Below are 17291 nucleotides of genomic sequence, written 5' to 3'. Positions count from 1 at the left end.
CGTCGAGATCCAGGCTCATACGGCGGCCCACGCCGGCTCTCGACACCTACGCTGCCAGATTCCAATCAGATAAGGCTCGGTCGCCGCATCCATGCGGCTCACGCCCCCTCAACCGGACCCACCCCGCCTTCGACAGATTTCAGCGATCTGTTGGAACGGCATTCTGCTTTGGTGGGTGCCGACCGTTGGTCGGCACGGGGTCGGATATCGATATCTGACAGAAAAATCGTGTCGACCAAGGTCGACACCAACCAACAGCCGCGCCCCAGTAGATCCACGCCATGCGTGGATGAATTCATTCGATATCTGACAGATGTGCCGACCAACGGTCGGCACCCACCACCAGCAGGTTCCAACAGCCGCGGGAACCTGTCGAAGGCGGGGCACTGTGGGTTTGCGGGGTGTGAGCCGCATGGATGCGGCGACCAAGCCCCCATGGGTGAGGGCGCCTTGCTTGCGAAGCACTGCTTCGCAAGCGCCCGAACGCCCAGCCGCCAGCGGCTGGGCCGGACCCCGGAGGGGGGTTTACGGCGTCCCCGCACACCCACAGTGCGCCGCCATCCCACGGAATGCCGCTTCGGCTTTTGAAGTTGACGTTGCCTCTGCAGGTGCAGGGCGCAGCCCTGCCGAAAACACAAAAAAAAACAGCAGGCCGGAGCCTGCTGTTTCGGTGTAATGGTGCGCCCGGAGAGATTCGAACTCCCGACCGCCTGGTTCGTAGCCAGGTACTCTATCCAACTGAGCTACGGGCGCCCTGCGACAGGAGCGGAATTATGCGGATGTCGGCGGCTGCCGTCAACGCTTTTGTGAAAATTTTCATTCAACTGAATGAAAAAGTGCTCAGCCACGGCATCCGGCGCCTTCATCCAGGCGAAGTGATCCGCGCGCGTACCCAGTTCCTGCGCGGAAAGCACGCGCACGCGTGAGGCTACATTCGGCAGCTTCGCCAGCAGTGCCTGCATTGATCCGAGGGGCGCGAACCAGTCATCGGCCATCAGTACCGCCTGCGCGCTGCCATGGATGCGCGTCAACTGCGCATCGAGGTCTTCGTGCATGCCGACGGCGGCGTAATGGTTGTTCAGGCCCACGCGCGCCCAGTCGGCGATCAGCCCGCGTGCTTCGGTGCCGCCAAAGCCGAGGCGGCGGCCGTGCAGTACCCCTTGCCGGCGCGCGATCCACGGCAGGAAGCGGTAGAACAGCGGCAGCAGCCAGCCGCGCGGCCGCGGGAACACGCGCCAGAACGGCGTGCCGCTGGCCGCCAGCCACAGGCGCTGGAATCGATCCGCAGTGCGGCCGGCATGCAGGCAGGCCAGTTGCCCGCCCAGGCTGTGCCCGCCGATGATCCATGGCAGCGCAGCCTCTTCTTCGTCTTCGCGGCCCAGCACGGCCTGGCTGGCCGGCAGGTCCTGTTCGAGGATCTCGCGGTAACCCCAGTCCGCCGTGCGCGAAGGGCGCAGGGAGCTGCTGCCGTTGCCGCGCCACTCATGCAGGTAGACGGCGATGCCGCGTGTGGCCAGTGCCTGCGCCAGTGGCACGTAGTGGCGTGCGGCCACGCCCAGTGCCGGCAGCCACAGCAGGCGTGCCAGTGGCCGTGGCGGCACGCAGGCGATGATTTCGTAACGGTGGCCATCGCCGCTGTCCACGGCGATCGTGCGCGGCGTATCGATCATGCGTGGGGTGCCGCGCCGAAGTGGTCCAACACGAGCACCTCGCTGCGGCCGGGCGCGTACCCCTGCTGCAGGCCGCGTGCCACGTAGTCGATGCCGGCTTCGCAGGCGTTGGCCAGGCTGAGCCCGTTGCACAGCTGTGCGGCGATGGCCGAGGCCAGCGTGCAGCCGGTGCCGTGTGCATCCAGCGGCAGCCGTGCGTGGATGAATTCCTCGCTGCTGACGCCGTCGAAGTAGCGGTCGATCACCCGGTTGCCTTCGTGCAGGTGGCCCCCCTTCAGCAGGACGGCGCCGGCCCCCATGTCCAGCAGGGCGGCGGCAGCCTGCTCGGCCTGGTCGGCGTTGCTGATGCTGCGGCCGACCAGCAGTTCGGCTTCGGGGGTATTGGGCGTGATCAGCGTGGCCAGCGGTATCAGCCGTTCGCGCATGGCCTGCAGTGCGCTGTCTTCCAGCAGCCGCGCGCCGCTGGTGGCGACCATCACCGGATCGAGCACCACGTGTGCCGGGCGGCGTTGTTCAAGCACGTCGGCGACGGTGTGGATCACCTCCGCATTGGCCAGCATGCCGAGCTTCACCGCGTGGATGTCGAAGTCATCGAAGCAGGCATCCAGCTGCGCGCGCAGGAAGGCGACCGGCGGCACGTGCACGGCCGTCACGCCGCGGGTGTTCTGTGCAGTCAGCGCAGCGATGGCGGACAGGCCGTGTACGCGATGCGCGGCAAAGGCCTTCAGGTCGGCCTGGATGCCGGCGCCGCCGCCGGAGTCGGAACCGGCGATGGTGAGGGCGGAAGCGGGAGTGGTCGGGCTCATGCCTCGATTGTGCCGTGGTCCCGCCTGTGAAAGTAGATCCACGCCATGCGTGGATGCCGCTGATTCAATGCCGCCAGCGCGCCCACTGCTGGTAGAGCACATAGACGATACCGGTCAGTCCGGTCAGCAGGGCGGGGGCGAGCAGGGCGTCGTAGCGGAAATGCATGAACAACCAGGCACCGAGAATGCCGCCGCCGAGGAAGCCGCTGATGATCAGCCCGCTCAGGGTCAGCCGGCGGACCTGCAGCGGCAGGCCGCGCAGCAGGTGGCCCAGGCCGATGCCGAGATCGGTGAACATGCCGCTCAGATGGGTGGTGCGCACCACCGCGCCGCTGAAGGTGGTGGCCATCGCGTTCTGCAGGCCGCACGCCATGGCAGCGGCCAGCGCACCCCAGATCTGCTGCTGTTCGAACAAGGGAATGGCCACCAGCAGCAGCGCCGATTCGATCGCCAGAGCCACGCCGTAGCGCCGGCCCAGCTGCAGGGCGCTGTCCTGGATCAGCAGGCCGCTGAGCATCGCGCCCAGCGAAAAGGCGATCAGCAGGCCCCACAGGTGGCCGACCGCGCGCCAGTCACCCTGGGCAATCGCCATGCCCAGCTGGCTGGTGCTGCCGGTCATGTGGCTCACCGCCTGGTGCTCGAAGCCCAGGAAGCCCACCACGTTGACCATGCCGGCCACGCTGGACAGCGCCACCGCGCCGATCCAGACCCAGGTGGGCAGGCGTATTCCCATGCCGCCGCCTCAGGGCGACGGCACTTTGCCGCCGTTGAACTGCAGGTCGCTGAAGGTGCCGGTGGCCGGATCGAACACCGCGCCCCAGAACTGCCGGCCGCCATCGCAGACACGGATCGCTTCGCGGGCGGGGTTGCTGCCGGCGCCTTCAGGCAGGTGGAAAGCGTTGATGTAGATCAGCTGCTGGCCACCGCTTTCGATGCCCACGTACTGGCGGTCGAAATCCAGTACGCGCGGCACCTGGGCTTCCAGCGAGGACAGCTTGGCTTCCATCTGGTCCACCTGCTGCCGGCTCGGCGCCCAGTAGCCGCTCACCCGCCCGGCCTCGCGGCCGGGGCTGGTGCGCGAGCAGGTATCCAGCACCTGCGCGGCGATGACGGGGCGGGTGACCACCCACGATTGGCCGGTACGCTCGGCGGTCGGCACGCTGGCCGGGCCGCGCGTGGTGGTGCAGGCGGCCAGTGCGGCTGCGAGGGTGATCGCAGCCGTGGGCAGCAGCAGGCGGGTGGAACGGTTCACAACACCTCCGAAGCGTAATCGGCCAGGCGCGAACGTTCGCCGCGGCGCAGGGTGATGTGCGCACTATGCGGCCAGTTCTTGAAGCGGTCCACCGCGTAGGTCAGGCCCGAGGTGGTTTCGGTCAGGTACGGGGTGTCGATCTGCTCGACGTTGCCCAGGCAGACGATCTTGGTGCCGGGGCCGGCACGGGTGATCAACGTCTTCATCTGCTTCGGGGTGAGGTTCTGCGCTTCATCCAGGATCAGGTAGCGCGACAGGAACGTGCGCCCGCGCATGAAGTTCATCGAGCGGATCTTGATGCGGCTGGCCAGCAGATCGTTGGTGGCCTGGCGGCCCCAGGTGCCGCCTTCCTGGTTGTGGGTGAGCACTTCCAGGTTGTCGGTCAGCGCGCCCATCCACGGCGTCATCTTTTCTTCTTCGGTACCCGGCAGGAAGCCGATGTCCTCGCCCACGCTGACCGTGGCGCGGGTCATGATGATCTCGCGGTAACGCTGCTGGTCCATCGTCTGCGCCAAGCCGGCGGCCAGCGCCAGCAGGGTCTTGCCGGTGCCGGCGGTGCCGAGCAGGGTGACGAAGTCGATCTCCGGGTCCATCAGTGCGTTGAGCGCGAAGTTCTGCTCGCGGTTGCGCGCGCTGATGCCCCACACGGCGTGGCTGCCGTGGCGGAAATCATCGACCAGCGACAGCACCACCTTGCCATCGCCGACCACGCGGCTCACGCGCAGTTCGACCTCGTCTTCGCCGGGCAGGTAGACGTACTGGTTCGGGTACCACTCCTCGCCATCCTGCGCGAGGATCTCGTAATGCGTGCGGCCCTTGTCGCTCCAGCTGCGCAGGTCTTCGCCGTGGCGCTTCCAGAAGTCTTCCGGCAGCTCGGTGGCGCCGGTGTAGAGCAGGCTGAAATCGTCCAGCGCGCGGTCGTTTTCGTAGTCCTCGGACACGATGCCGGCGATGGCGGCCTTGATCCGCAGGTTGATGTCCTTGGAAACGAACACCACCGGCAGGTCGGGGGTTTCTTCCTTCAGCGCCAGGATCGCGCCAAGGATGGCGTTGTCCGGGATGACCTTGCCGAAGCTCTTGCCCGCATCGAAATGGCTGGTCTGGAAGCGCAGCTTGCCGGCGCTCTGCTTGCCGCGCAGCTGCAGGCCGTTGGGGCGCTCCAGCGCAATGCCGTCGGCCAGGTTGTCCAGGCCCGATTCCTGCACCAGCTCATTGAGGAAGCGGCTTACCTGGCGGGCATTGCGGCTCGCTTCGGAGGTGCCCTTCTTGCCGTTGTCCAGCTCCTCGATCACCTGCATGGGCAGGTAGACGTCATGTTCCTCGAACTTGAACAGCGCGGTGGGATCGTGCATCAGCACGTTGGTATCCAGCACGTAGATGCGCTTGCCTCGGGTCATCGTCATTTCCTGGTTACGGACAGGGAAAAACCACCACGACCCGCTGCAGGGCAGGGTGGTGGCGGACACAGTGGGCGTTGGAACTCACTTGGATTGGGCGGCCTTCAGTTCGGCAAGCACGGCGTCGGCATGGCCGGCGACCTTGACCTTGCGCCAGGACTGCACGAGTTGGCTGTCGGGAGAAATCAGGAAGGTGCTGCGTTCGATGCCACGTACCTGCTTGCCGTACATGTTCTTCATCCTGATGACGTCGAAGGCGGTGCACAGCGCTTCGTCGGCATCGCTGACCAGCGGGAAGTTGAAGCCCTGCTTGGCGCAGAAGTTGTCGTGCGACTTCACCGAGTCGCGGGAGACGCCGAGCACGACCGCACCGGCCTTCTTGAAATCCGGCAGCAGCGCGTTGAAGTCGATGCCTTCGGTGGTGCAGCCGGGGGTGCTGTCCTTGGGGTAGAAGTACAGCACCAGCCACTGGCCTGCGTAATCGCCGAGGGTGGACTGGTCGCCGCCGGACAGTGCCAGCGGGAGGGAAAGGGTGGTGCTGTCCAGGGTATCGCCGTTGTTCATGAGGTCCTTCTGTCGAGCCTGGGTTGTTTCTACGACAATTGCATGAAACGCCACGCGCCCGTGAGAGGCGCGCGAAAATCCGCACGTCCGGTCAGAATTTCATCGGGTCCATGATCGCGTCCAGGTTCAGGTGGTCGCAGAACTCGAGGAAATCGTCGCGCAGCGCGGCGATGTGCATGTTGGCCGGCACGCCGATGGTGACCTGCGCGCTGAACATTTCAGCACCGGTCTGCATGGCGCGGTAACGCGTGCTCTGCAGGGTCTCGATGGTGATGCCCTGGCGGTCGAAGAAATCGGCCAGCTGGAACAGGATGCCCGGCTTGTCGGCAGCGATCACTTCGACGATGTACGGCAGCAGGTTGGACTGCGCCTGCTTGGCCTCGGTGCGGTACCAGACCAGCTTCAGGCCTTCCTCGCGCTCAAGCCGGGTCAGCATCGCTTCCAGCTTGGCCACCGAATCCCAGGAGCCGGTGGCCAGGGCGGTGACCGAGACATCGCGGCCGACCGTGGCCAGCCGAGCGTCCACCAGATTGCAGCCACTGTCGGCAATGCGGCGGGTGACGGACAGCAGGGGGGACTCCGGATGCGTCGTGTAGGCGTTGATCAGGAGGTGGTTTTCGCTCGGCGCGGGGCGCGGGGTGGTGTCGGTCAAGGCGATTCCGGGTAATGCATGGGTGAGTCTGAATGCCCGCCGGGGGCGGGAATCCACCGGTGTCCAGCATACTTGCCCGTGCTTTCGCGCCGCAAGTAACATTCAGGTGCCCCCGGCCTGTCGTGGCGGGCGTTTTCCCTCCCCAGCCAAGAGCAGCACGTCCTTGTCCCTTTCCGGCCTCATCACCGCGCTGGCGACCCCGTTCCGGGCCGACGGCTCCCTCGACCCCGACGGTTGGCAGCGCCTGCTGCACCTGCAGCTGGAGGGCGGCGTCCAGGGCGTCGTCGTTGCCGGCTCGACCGGCGAAGCAGCCACCCTGTCCGATGCGGAGTACGACCAGCTGCTGGCCAGCGCCGTCGAGCACATCGCCGGCCGCGTCCCGGTCCTGGCCGGCACCGGCCTGTCCGGCACCGCCAAAACCATTGAACAGACCCGCCGCGCCGCCGCGCTCGGCGCCACCCACGCCCTGGTGGTGACCCCGCCGTACGTGCGGCCCACCCAGGCCGGCCTGATCGCGCACTACCGCGCCGTGGCCGACCAGGGCGGCCTGCCGGTGGTGCTGTACAACGTGCCCGGCCGCACCGGCTGCGACATGCAGCCGGACACCGTGGCCGAGCTCGCCAGCCACCCGAACATCGTCGCCATCAAGGAAGCGGTGGGCGACATGGGGCGCGTGCAGGCCCTGCTTGCCTTGGCCGGCCCCGGGTTCGCCGTGCTCAGTGGCGATGACGGCACCGCCGCCCGCTCGATCCAGGCCGGCATGGCCGGGCTGATCTCGGTCGGTTCCAACGTGCTGCCCGGTGCCTACCGCCGCATGTGCGCGCTGGCTGCCGCCCATGAACATGACGCCACTGAATCCTGGGATGCGCGCCTGCAGCCGTTCCATGATTTCTGCGGTGTCGAACCCAACCCGATCCCGGTCAAGGCGCTGCTGCGCCGCATCGGCATCGGCCATGACCTGCGCCTGCCGCTGCTGCCGCTTTCGGCCTCACACCAGCCCGCGGCCGACCATCTCGCCGGCGACATCGCCGCCCTTGAAGCCCTTTCCAGCCACTGACCTGTTGTCGTGGCCTGATCCAGGAGATCCACATGCGTCAATCCGTTTCCACTGTCCGCGTGCTGTCCTACGCCCTGCTTGCCATCGCCGTCGCCGCCGGCACCACCGGTTGCTTCAAGCGTGGCGCCAAGGGTGATTACGCTCTGGCGCCCGAAATGCGTCCGCTGGAAGTGCCGCCGGATCTGAACGTCCCGGCCGGTGCCGGTGGCAACCAGGTGCCGGCGCTGAGCTCGGCCACCAAGCCGGCCGCTCCGGCCGCCGCCGCCCCGGCCGCTGGCAACAGCGGTTTCACCATCCCGGGCAGCAAGGAAGAGGCCTTCGGCAAGGTCGGCACCGCGCTGGAAGGCGTGGAAGGCCTGACCATCGCCAGCCGCGCGCAGCTGCTGGGTTCGTATGATGTGGCCTATGAAGGCAGCAACTTCCTGGTCCGCGTGGTCGCCGTCGATGCCGGTGCCTACATCTCCGCAGTCGACCCGCGTGGCCTGCCGGCCACCGCCGAAGCCCCGGTGAAGCTGATTGCCGCACTGAAGGCGAAGCTGGCGCAGTAAGCGCGGTCGAGGTTCCGCCGGGCATGGCCCGGCGCTACCTTCCGCTCTGGTAGACGCCAACATTGATTGGCGCCACCCACAAAAAAGGGCGCCCAGGGCGCCCTTTTTTCGTTGCTGCAGCAGGCGCGCCTCAGCGCTCCAGCAGCGGCAGCTTGTCCGGCTTGCCGTCCCACTCGCCAGCGTCGGCGGGCGGATCCTTGCGCACGGTCAGCACCGGCCACTCCTTGGCGAGCTCGGCATTGAGGCCCACGAACACTTCCTGGCCGGCCGGGACATCGTCCTCCGGGAAGATCGCGTTGACCGGGCACTCCGGCTCACAGAGGGTGCAGTCGATGCACTCGTCCGGGTCGATCACCAGGAAGTTCGGGCCTTCGTGGAAGCAGTCCACGGGGCACACTTCCACGCAATCGGTGTGTTTGCACTTGATGCAGTTTTCGGTGACGACAAAGGGCATAAGGGGGGAGGCAGATCCGTCTTCAAGCGGACAATTCTAGAACAGGTTGAACGCGCGCGCTGCCGTTGGGCCAACCGGCACCGTGCGCAGTGGCAATTCTGGACAGGTGGCGAGGGTGTGCGGCCACCGCGCAGCGGCACTTTGCGGCACTGCACATTGCCAAGCCGGGGAAGCCCCCGGCAGACTCGTTGTCCATCGGTGGACAACGGGCGGTGAAGCGGTGCGGATCGCATGGATGGGCAGGGCATGAGCGTGTATCTGGGCATCGACGCCGGCACGCAGAGCGTGAAAGTGATCGCCTACGACGCGGCGGCACGCACGGTGCTGGCGCAGCAGGCCCGGCCGCTGGAGCTGTCGGCGACAGCCGACGGTGGCCGCGAGCAGAACGCCGCCGATTGGGTAAAGGCGCTGGTCGAGGCGATCCAGGCCCTGCCCGGGCCGGTGCGCGCGCAGGTGCGCGGGCTGGCGGTGTCCGGCCAGCAGCACGGCTTCGTGCCGTTGGGGCGCGACAACCGCGCGCTGGGCCCGGTCAAGCTCTGGTGCGACACCAGCACCAGCGCCGAATGCGAGGACATCACCGCCACCCTGGGCGGGGCGGCAGCGTGCATTGCCGAGGCGGGCAACGACCTGCGGGTGGGCTACACCGCATCCAAACTGCGCTGGACCCGCCAGCACCGGCCCGAGGTGGATGCGGCCCTGGACGGCATCGCCCTGCCGCACGACTACCTGAACCTGTGGCTGACCGGACAGCGCTTCATGGAGGCCGGTGACGCCTCCGGCACGGGCTGGCTGGATGTGCGCCGGCGCGACTGGTCCCCGGCGATGCTGGCGGCCACGGATGAGCGGCGTGACCTGGCGGCGCTGCTGCCGCCGCTGGTCGGCCCGGAGCAGGGCTTTTCCCTGCTGCCGGCGATCGCCGCGCTGTTGGGGCTGCCGGCCGGGACCCGCGTGGCGGTCGGTGGCGGCGACAACATGATGGCGGCGATCGGCACCGGTGCGGTGCGCGAGGGGCGGCTGAGCATGAGCCTGGGTACCTCCGGCACGTTGTTCGCCTGGAGCGCCACGCCCTGCGTCGATGCGCAGGGGCGCTGGGCCGCGTTCTGCGCTTCCGACGGCGGCTGGCTGCCGTTGATCTGCACGATGAACTGCACGATCGCCACCGGCCAGGTCGCCGCGCTGCTGGGTCAGTCGCCCTCGCAGTGCGAAGACCTGCTGGCACAGAGCACGCCCGGTGCCGATGGGCTGGTGATGCTGCCGTTCTTCAATGGCGAGCGCAGCCCCGACCTGCCACTGGCGCGCGGCGCCCTGCACGGGCTGGACCTGCACAACCTGACCCCGGCCAACCTCTACCGCGCCGCGATGGAGGGCGCCAGCTACAGCCTGCGGCTGGGCCATGACGCGCTGGTCGAAGGTGGCCTGCATGGGCAACGCCTGGTGCTGACCGGCGGCGGCGCCAACAGCCCGGCGTGGCGCCAGCTGATCGCCGACCTGTTCCAGCTGCCAGTGGTCGTGCCGGTGCAGGCCGAAGGTGCAGCCTTCGGTGCCGCGCTGCAGGCCCTGTGGCTGTGCGAAGGGCAGGGCCGGGCGCTGGCCGATCTGGTCGATGAGCACCTGCAGTTCGACGCCGCCCTGGCCGCCCGGCCCGATCCCACGCGCGCCGCCGCCTACGAGGCCGGCTACCAGCGTTTCGTCCACCACCTGCAGGCGTTGACGCCGCTGTTCCAGCAGCGCCTGCCCTGATCCCGCAGAAGGAAGCATCGTCCATGGCAACCCCGTTCCATGTTGGTCAGCGTGAGTACTTCCCCGGCATCGGCCGCATCCCCTTCGAGGGCCGCGATTCCGACAATCCCCTGGCCTTCAAGGTCTACGACGCACAGAAGCAGATCGGCGGGCGCAGCATGGCCGAGCACCTGCGCTTTGCCGTGGCCTACTGGCACAGCTTCTGCGGCGCCGGCCAGGACCCGTTCGGGCCGGGCACCCGTGCCTACCCGTGGGACCACGGCGCTACCGCGCTGGCCCGTGCCGAGGCACGCTGCGATGCGGCCTTCGAGTTCTTCACCAAGCTGGGCGTGCCGTTCTGGTGCTTCCATGACGTGGACCTGGCGCCGGACGCTGACGACATCGGCGAGTACCGCGCCAACCTCGCGCACATGGTCGAGCTGGCCGGCCAGCGCCAGCAGCAGACCGGCATGCAGCTGCTGTGGGGCACCGCCAACCTGTTCTCGCACCCGCGCTACATGAATGGTGCAGCCACCAACCCGGACTTCGCCGTGGTCGCGCGCGCGGCGGTGCAGGTGCGTGCGGCGCTGGAGGCCACCGTGGCGCTGGGTGGCAGCAACTACGTGTTCTGGGGTGGCCGCGAAGGCTATGCCTGCCTGCTCAACACCGACATGAAGCGCGAACAGGCGCACCTGGCCCGGTTCCTTGCCGCGGCCCGCGACCATGGCCGCAGCATCGGCTTCCAGGGCACTTTCCTGATCGAGCCCAAGCCGATGGAGCCGATGCACCACCAGTACGACTTCGACAGCGCCACCGTGGTCGGTTTCCTGCGCGAGCACGGCCTGGACGGCGATTTCAAGCTGAACATCGAGGCCAACCACGCCACCCTGTCCGGGCATACTTTCGCCCACGACCTGCAGGTGGCTGCCGATGCCGGGCTGCTGGGCAGCATCGACGCCAACCGCGGCAACCCGCAGAACGGCTGGGACACCGACCAGTTCCCGACCGACCTGTACGACGCCGTCGGCGCCATGCTGGTGGTGCTGCGGCAGGGCGGGCTGGGCCATGGCGGCCTGAACTTCGATGCCAAGGTGCGCCGCGAGTCGAGCGACCCGCAGGACCTGTTCCTGGCCCATATCGGCGGCATGGATGCCTTCGCCCGCGGCCTGGAAGTGGCCCATGCGCTGCTGCAGGCCTCGCCGCTGGAGCAGTGGCGGCGCGAGCGCTATGCCAGCTTCGACCACGGCCCGGGGCAGGCCTTCGCCGCCGGCCAGCTCAGCCTGGACGACCTCTGCGCGCATGCGCAGCAGGCCGGCGAACCGCGCCAGCGTAGCGGCCGGCAGGAAGCCTATGAGAACCTGCTGAACCAGTACCTGCTGCGCTGAGCGGCAGGCCCACCCCTTTCGCGGAAGACCCAATGTCCACAGCGATTCCTGCAAACGCCGGCACGCGCGGCGAAAACACCGCCTTCATCGTCCTGATCAGCTGCGTGGCCACCCTGGGGGGCTTCCTGTTCGGCTTCGACAGCGGCGTGATCAACGGTACGGTCGACGGCCTGCGCCAGGCGTTCAATTCCAGCGAGGCCGCGCTGGGCTTCGAGGTGGCGTCGATGCTGCTGGGCTGCGCGATCGGTGCATTCGTGGCCGGGCGGCTGGGCGACCTGCTGGGCCGGCGCAGCGTGCTGATCATTTCGGCGGTGCTGTTCCTGCTGTCGGCGCTGGGCGCGGGCGCGGCGCATGCCTCGTGGCTGTTCGTGGCCGCGCGCATGGTCGGCGGCTTCGCGGTGGGTGCGGCCAGCGTGATGTCGCCGGCCTACATCGCCGAAGTGGCCTCGGCGCGCTACCGCGGGAAGCTGGCCACGGTGCAGCAGATGGCCATCATCAGCGGCCTGTTCGCGGCGTTCCTCAGCAATTTCCTGCTGGCGCGCGCCGCCGGTGCCTCCACCGAGGTGCTGTGGCTGGGGCAGGAGGCGTGGCGCTGGATGTTCTGGATGCAGGCGATTCCGTCGCTGCTGTTCCTGATGCTGCTGCTGGCCATCCCGGAAAGCCCGCGCTTCCTGGTGGCCAAGGGGCGCCAGGCGCAGGCCGAGGCGGTGCTGGTGAAGCTGTACGGTGCGGACGAGGCGCGGGCCAAGCGCAGCGAGATCGAGGGCAGCCTGGCCCAGGACCAGCACCGGCCGAGCTTTGCCGACCTGAAGGACAAGGCCACCGGCCGCCTGCGCAGCATCGTCTGGGTGGGTATCGGCCTGGCGGTGCTGCAGCAGCTGGTGGGCATCAACGTGGTGTTCTACTACGGCGCGGTGCTGTGGCAGGCGGTGGGCTTCTCGGAAAATGATGCGCTGCTGATCAACGTGCTGTCCGGTGCGCTCAGCATCGGTGCCTGCCTGGTGACGGTGCTGCTGATCGACCGCATCGGCCGCAAGCCGCTGCTGTGGGTCGGCTCGGTGGGCATGGCCGTTGCGCTGGCGCTGATGGTGGTGGCCTTTGCCAGCGGCAGCCTGGTGGATGGCAGGCTGCAGCTGTCCGACGGCATGGGCCGGCTGGCGCTGGTGGCCGCCAATGTCTACGTGGTGTTCTTCAACATGTCGTGGGGCCCGGTGATGTGGGTGATGCTGGGTGAGATGTTCCCGAACCAGATCCGCGGCTCGGCGCTGGCGGTGGCCGGCGCGGCGCAGTGGACGTCGAACTTCGCCATCACCGTCACCTTCCCGATGCTGCTGGCTGGCATCGGCCTGGCCGGCGCGTACGGCATCTACACCGTGGCGGCCTTCCTCTCGATCTTCTTCGTGGTCCGCTACGTCCGCGAAACCAAGGGCAAGGAACTGGAGCAGATGGAAGGCTGACGGCCGGCCTGCGATTCAGCGCCTCCTTTCTCCGTGGGGGAGGCGGCAGGCCAGCCGAGCCAGGACACGCCGTAAACCCATCCATGGGGGCTCGATGGCGCCTTGCTCGCGTGTGCTGTCCTGCGCACTCGGCAAGACCGGGGTTGAGCTCCTGCCCAACCCGTCGGGCGCATGCGCCCAACCCATGGCGCCAACGGTCCTGGATCGGCTGGTCTGCCGCCTCTCGACACATTGCGGGTGGCGGACGCAGGTCTGCGCGTCGGAGTTGAATTGGCTGCGGAGGAGCGAGGCTGTTCGTGCCGCCGTCGCGGGAAACTGTCAGGAGGGGGCGGGCCACCCTGGCCTGGACCGTTGGCGCCATGGATGGCGCCATCGAGCACCATGGAAGGGCTTTTGCGTGTCCAGGCCAGGGTGGCCCGCCCCCTCAAGCGCAGGAACAGGGAGGCGCCACAGCGACCAAGCACCCGCAGCCATCAAACCCCGGAAAACAGAAAAGCCCGCACGAAGGCGGGCTCTTTCGGTTCCTGCTGCGGCGACTGGTGCTCCCTAGGGGACTCGAACCCCTGTTTTAGCCTTGAGAGGGCCACGTCCTAACCACTAGACGAAGGGAGCAGTGTGTCGCTGCCGGGGCAGGAGCGCTAGTATATGCACCTCGATGCCATTGGGCAATCCCGAAACTTCAACCGGAAGCGCCAACATCATTTCCTCTGCTCCATCACCGTTCAGCCTGCGCGTCATCCCGCGCGACCAGCACACGATCTCCCGCAAGGACATCAGCCCCAATGCTTTGCGCGTGCTGTACCGCCTGCGCGATGCCGGCTTCGGCGCCTACCTTGTCGGTGGCGCGGTGCGCGACCTGCTGGTCAATGGCCAACCCAAGGATTTCGACGTGGCCACCGACGCCACGCCCGAACAGGTCAAGCAGCTGTTCCGCAACTGCCGCCTGATCGGCCGCCGTTTCCGCCTGGCCCACGTGGTCTTCGGCCGCGAGATCATCGAAGTCGCCACCTTCCGCGCCAACAGCGATGACGGCAGCGGCGACCGCGAAATGGAAAACGGCATGCTCGTGCGCGACAACGTGTACGGCACCATCGAAGACGATGCCGTCCGCCGCGACTTCACCTGCAATGCCCTGTACTACGCCATCGAGGATTTCTCGGTGCGTGATTACACCGGCGGCTTCGAGGACGTGCAGGCACGCCTGATGAAGCTCATCGGCGACCCGGTGCAGCGCTACCAGGAAGACCCGGTACGCATGCTGCGTGCGGTGCGCCTGGCCGCCAAGCTCGGTTTCCAGATCGAAGAAGGCACCGCCGCACCGATCCCGCACCTGGCCAACCTGCTCAACGAGGCCGCCCCGGCGCGCCTGTTCGAGGAAGTGCTCAAGCTGTTCCTGTCCGGGCACGGCGTGGCCAGCTTCGAAGGCCTGGAACGCTACGGTCTGTTCGACGTGCTGTTCCCGGAAAGCGGCAAGGCACTGAAGTCCAACCGCACCGGCGCGCTGCGCCGCATGCTGGTGGAAGGCCTGGCCAATACCGATGCACGCGTGGCCAACGACGAGCCCGTCTCGCCGGCGTTCCTGTTCGCGCTGCTGCTGTGGCCGGCCTACTGCCGCGCCCAGGCCAGCCTGCTCAAGCAGGGCGTGGCCCCGGAAGAAGCGCAGCGTCGCGCCGCCGACCGGGTCACCGTGCAGCAGCTGAGCACCATCGCCCTGCCGCGCCGCTTCTCGCTGCCGATGCAGGAAATCTGGCTGCTGCAGGCGCGCTTCAGCTCGCGCCAGCGCAAGCGCGTGTTCCGCACGCTCACCCACCCGCGCTTCCGCGCCGCGTTCGACTTCCTGGCCCTGCGCCAGGTCGCCTCGGCCGAGCACGAAGCCGACGTGGCGTTCTGGCGCGAGGCACAGGCGCAGTCCGGGCATGAGCTGGAATCCTCGCTGGATGCCATGCACACCGACGGTGGCGACGAGGAAGGTGGGGCACCGCGCAAGCGTCGCCGCCGTCGTCGTCGCACCGGTGCTGCCGGCGGCGGCGCTGCCGAGTAAGCCATGACCCTTGCCTGGATCGGCCTGGGGGCCAACCTGGGTGACGCGGCCAGCACCGTCCGCGCGGCCATCGCCGCGCTGGATGGGCTGCCCGGCACGCAGCTGCGGCAGGCGTCGCGCCTGTACGCCACGCCGGCCTGGGGCAATGAAGACCAGCCACCGTTCGTCAATGCGGTGGCTGCGGTCGAGACCTCCTTGGCGGCCGGCGATCTGCTGCAGGCGATGCTGGCGCTGGAGCAGCAGTTCGGCCGCGTGCGCGATCCTGCCGTGCACTGGGGCCCGCGTGCGCTGGACCTGGACCTGCTGCTGTACGGCGCGCAGGTGCTGGACGAGCCCGGCCTGCAGGTGCCGCATCCGTACCTGCACGAGCGCGCCTTCGTGCTGGTGCCACTGGCCGAAATCGCGCCAGAACTGACAATTCCTGGCCATGGCCGCGTGCAGGATGCAGTGATGCGGCTCGATGCCTGCGGGATCGCGCCGATAGGGTGATAATGGCCGGGTTATCTCCCCCGGTTATCAGCACATGAGCACCCACGCAGACAGCAAGCCCTGGACCGTTCCCGCCCTGGCCGAGGCCAAGCGCAATGGCCAGAAGCTGGTCATGTTGACCGCCTACGACGCTGGCTTCGCCCGCACTTTCGACGCCAATGGCGTGGACCTGATCCTGATCGGCGATTCGCTGGGCATGGTCGTGCAGGGCCATGATTCGACCCTGCCGGTAACGGTGGCCGACATGGTCTATCACACCCGTGCGGTGTCCCGCGTGCTGCAGCGTGCGCTGCTGGTGGCCGACCTGCCGTTCGGCGCCGACGCCACCCCGGAACGCGCGCTGGACGCTTCGCTGCAGCTGCTGCAGGCCGGTGCGGAGATGGTCAAGATCGAAGGTGCCGGCTTCAAGGTCAACATCGTGCGCTACCTCGTCGAGCGCGAGATTCCGGTGTGCTCGCACCTGGGCCTGACCCCGCAGTCGGTGCTGCGCCTGGGCGGCTTCAAGATCCAGGGCCGTGGCGATGCCGCGCGCCAGCTGGTGGAAGACGCCAAGGCCGTGACCGCGGCGGGTGCCACGCTGATCGTGCTCGAATGCATGCCGACCCCGGTGGCCGCGGAAGTGACCGCCGCCGTCGACGTGCCGACCATCGGTATTGGTGCCGGCCCGCACTGCGATGGCCAGGTGCTGGTGCTGCACGATTTCATCGGCCTGGACAGCGGCCACCGCCGTCCGAAGTTCGTCAAGGACTTCCTGGCCGAAGGCGGCTCGGTGGCCGGTGCCACCCGCGCCTACGCCGACGCCGTGCGCGACGGCAGCTTCCCCGACGAACAGCACGCCTACGCCCAATGATCCAGACCTTCAACGAGCTCGGCGCGCTGCGCGAGCAGATCGCGCAGTGGAAGCAGCAGGGCCTGCGCGTGGCACTGGTGCCGACCATGGGCAACCTGCACGGCGGCCACCATTCGCTGGTGAGCCTGGCACGCCAGTATGCCGACAAGGTGGTGGCCAGCATCTTCGTCAACCCGACCCAGTTCGGGCCGAACGAGGACTTCAGCCGCTACCCGCGCACGCCCGAGGCCGACGTGGCCGGGCTGGAGCAGGTCGGCTGTGATGCCGTATGGCTGCCCAGCGTCGAGGCGATGTACCCGCTGGGCGTGGACAAGACCACGCAGATGCACGCCCCGGGCGTCAGTGAAGTGCTGGAGGGCGCCAGCCGCCCCGGCCACTTCGATGGCGTCTGCACGGTGGTCGCGCGCCTGTTCCTGCAGGTGCAGCCGGACGTGGCCGTGTTCGGCCGCAAGGATTACCAGCAGCTGGCCGTGATCAAGCAGATGGTGGCCGAGCTGTCGTTCCCGATCCAGATCGTCGGTGCCGAGATCGTGCGTGACGACGATGGCCTGGCCAAGAGCTCGCGCAACCAGTACCTGGACGCCAGCCAGCGCCCGCTGGCGACCACCCTCCACCGCACCCTGCTGGGCATGCGCGAAGGCTACGTGGCCGGGCAGGCGCGCGCGCAGATCGAGGCTGATGCCACAGCCGCGCTGCAGGCCGCCGGCTTCCAGGTCGACTACGCAGTGCTGCGCACCCCCGAGCTGGCCGAGCCGACCTTCGACGGCGGTGGCCGGGTGGCGCTGATCGCCGCCCGCCTGGGCAGCACCCGGCTGATCGACAACCTGGAATTCTGAGTTCCGCCCGCGGGAGCGCCGGGCCTGGCCCGGCGCTACCTGAACGGGTTGCCGGCCGTGATGCCCCGCGCTGCGCGGGTGCTAGAATCCCCGCTTTCCTTTGCGTTGTGCCGT

General features: G+C 68.0%; 17 protein-coding genes and 2 tRNA genes. 9 read left to right on the top strand and 10 right to left on the bottom strand.

Annotation, left to right across the window (positions count from 1 at the left end):
* Nucleotides 1-676: 676 nt before the first annotated feature.
* From QMZ26_RS11490 to QMZ26_RS11455, 8 genes are all read right to left on the bottom strand, one after another.
* Nucleotides 677-753 (bottom strand) — tRNA-Arg (locus tag QMZ26_RS11490).
* Entirely contained in the window at nucleotides 744-1670 is a 927-nt protein-coding gene (locus QMZ26_RS11485) for an alpha/beta fold hydrolase (RefSeq protein ID WP_283221512.1), read from the bottom strand. Before QMZ26_RS11485 ends, QMZ26_RS11490 begins: the two co-directional genes overlap by 10 nt.
* Nucleotides 1667-2476, bottom strand: coding sequence for a bifunctional hydroxymethylpyrimidine kinase/phosphomethylpyrimidine kinase (gene thiD, locus QMZ26_RS11480; protein ID WP_108746459.1), 810 nt, complete (start codon nucleotides 2474-2476; stop codon nucleotides 1667-1669). The genes QMZ26_RS11485 and thiD overlap by 4 nt, the downstream gene beginning before the upstream one ends.
* A 64-nt stretch (nucleotides 2477-2540) precedes the next feature.
* Nucleotides 2541-3209: a YoaK family protein gene (locus QMZ26_RS11475; RefSeq protein ID WP_200733879.1), complete on the bottom strand. Its 669-nt coding sequence runs from the start codon at nucleotides 3207-3209 to the stop codon at nucleotides 2541-2543.
* Between the two features lie 9 nt (nucleotides 3210-3218).
* Complete coding sequence (locus QMZ26_RS11470) at nucleotides 3219-3728, bottom strand: hypothetical protein (RefSeq protein ID WP_283221511.1); 510 nt, start codon at nucleotides 3726-3728, stop codon at nucleotides 3219-3221.
* Nucleotides 3725-5125, bottom strand: coding sequence for a PhoH family protein (locus QMZ26_RS11465; protein ID WP_164074997.1), 1401 nt, complete (start codon nucleotides 5123-5125; stop codon nucleotides 3725-3727). Before QMZ26_RS11465 ends, QMZ26_RS11470 begins: the two co-directional genes overlap by 4 nt.
* An 84-nt stretch (nucleotides 5126-5209) precedes the next feature.
* The gene (locus QMZ26_RS11460; protein WP_283221510.1) at nucleotides 5210-5689 is read right to left on the bottom strand and encodes a peroxiredoxin; all 480 of its coding nucleotides are present in this window, start codon (nucleotides 5687-5689) and stop codon (nucleotides 5210-5212) included.
* Between the two features lie 91 nt (nucleotides 5690-5780).
* Nucleotides 5781-6341, bottom strand: a complete 561-nt coding sequence (locus tag QMZ26_RS11455) for a glycine cleavage system protein R (RefSeq protein WP_025879444.1) — start codon at nucleotides 6339-6341, stop codon at nucleotides 5781-5783.
* 163 nt (nucleotides 6342-6504) lie between these two features.
* Between QMZ26_RS11455 and dapA the strand changes: the two genes are divergently transcribed.
* Together dapA and QMZ26_RS11445 are read left to right on the top strand one after the other, a co-directional pair.
* On the top strand, nucleotides 6505-7398 hold the full coding sequence (dapA, locus tag QMZ26_RS11450; protein ID WP_283221509.1) for a 4-hydroxy-tetrahydrodipicolinate synthase: 894 nt from the start codon (nucleotides 6505-6507) through the stop codon (nucleotides 7396-7398).
* Nucleotides 7399-7430: 32 nt separating this feature from the next.
* Nucleotides 7431-7946 carry a hypothetical protein gene (locus tag QMZ26_RS11445; RefSeq protein ID WP_079221481.1) on the top strand — a complete coding sequence of 172 codons (516 nt, stop codon included), beginning with the start codon at nucleotides 7431-7433 and terminating at the stop codon, nucleotides 7944-7946.
* Between the two features lie 130 nt (nucleotides 7947-8076).
* Here the strand turns inward: QMZ26_RS11445 and fdxA are convergent, their stop codons facing one another.
* Complete coding sequence (gene fdxA / locus QMZ26_RS11440; protein WP_079221482.1) at nucleotides 8077-8400, bottom strand: ferredoxin FdxA; 324 nt, start codon at nucleotides 8398-8400, stop codon at nucleotides 8077-8079.
* A gap of 246 nt (nucleotides 8401-8646) precedes the next feature.
* On the opposite strand from fdxA, the gene xylB reads away from it, so the two are divergent.
* From xylB to QMZ26_RS11425, 3 genes are read left to right on the top strand one after another with little or no spacing between them, the layout of a single operon-like run.
* Nucleotides 8647-10140, top strand: coding sequence for a xylulokinase (xylB, locus tag QMZ26_RS11435; protein ID WP_283221508.1), 1494 nt, complete (start codon nucleotides 8647-8649; stop codon nucleotides 10138-10140).
* Nucleotides 10141-10163: 23 nt separating this feature from the next.
* Nucleotides 10164-11504: a xylose isomerase gene (gene xylA / locus QMZ26_RS11430; protein ID WP_283221507.1), complete on the top strand. Its 1341-nt coding sequence runs from the start codon at nucleotides 10164-10166 to the stop codon at nucleotides 11502-11504.
* A 32-nt stretch (nucleotides 11505-11536) separates the two neighbouring features.
* Entirely contained in the window at nucleotides 11537-12961 is a 1425-nt protein-coding gene (locus QMZ26_RS11425) for a sugar porter family MFS transporter (protein ID WP_283221506.1), read from the top strand.
* A gap of 537 nt (nucleotides 12962-13498) precedes the next feature.
* On the opposite strand, the gene QMZ26_RS11420 is transcribed toward QMZ26_RS11425, so the two are convergent.
* Nucleotides 13499-13573: transfer RNA gene (locus QMZ26_RS11420), tRNA-Glu, on the bottom strand.
* A gap of 49 nt (nucleotides 13574-13622) precedes the next feature.
* Here QMZ26_RS11420 and pcnB point away from each other — a divergent pair.
* From pcnB to panC, 4 genes are read left to right on the top strand one after another with little or no spacing between them, the layout of a single operon-like run.
* Entirely contained in the window at nucleotides 13623-15002 is a 1380-nt protein-coding gene (pcnB, locus tag QMZ26_RS11415) for a polynucleotide adenylyltransferase PcnB (protein ID WP_108746467.1), read from the top strand.
* Nucleotides 15003-15005: 3 nt separating this feature from the next.
* Nucleotides 15006-15491 carry a 2-amino-4-hydroxy-6-hydroxymethyldihydropteridine diphosphokinase gene (folK, locus tag QMZ26_RS11410; RefSeq protein ID WP_283221505.1) on the top strand — a complete coding sequence of 162 codons (486 nt, stop codon included), beginning with the start codon at nucleotides 15006-15008 and terminating at the stop codon, nucleotides 15489-15491.
* Nucleotides 15492-15525: 34 nt separating this feature from the next.
* Nucleotides 15526-16341 carry a 3-methyl-2-oxobutanoate hydroxymethyltransferase gene (gene panB / locus QMZ26_RS11405; protein WP_283221504.1) on the top strand — a complete coding sequence of 272 codons (816 nt, stop codon included), beginning with the start codon at nucleotides 15526-15528 and terminating at the stop codon, nucleotides 16339-16341.
* The gene (panC, locus tag QMZ26_RS11400) at nucleotides 16338-17177 is read left to right on the top strand and encodes a pantoate--beta-alanine ligase (RefSeq protein ID WP_108746469.1); all 840 of its coding nucleotides are present in this window, start codon (nucleotides 16338-16340) and stop codon (nucleotides 17175-17177) included. Before panB ends, panC begins: the two co-directional genes overlap by 4 nt.
* The last annotated feature ends 114 nt before the right edge of the window (nucleotides 17178-17291 follow it).

Origin of the sequence: Stenotrophomonas sp. PFBMAA-4 (assembly GCF_030053215.1) — a bacterium.
Classification (GTDB): domain Bacteria; phylum Pseudomonadota; class Gammaproteobacteria; order Xanthomonadales; family Xanthomonadaceae; genus Stenotrophomonas.
This window is presented reverse-complemented; position numbering and strand designations above follow the sequence as displayed.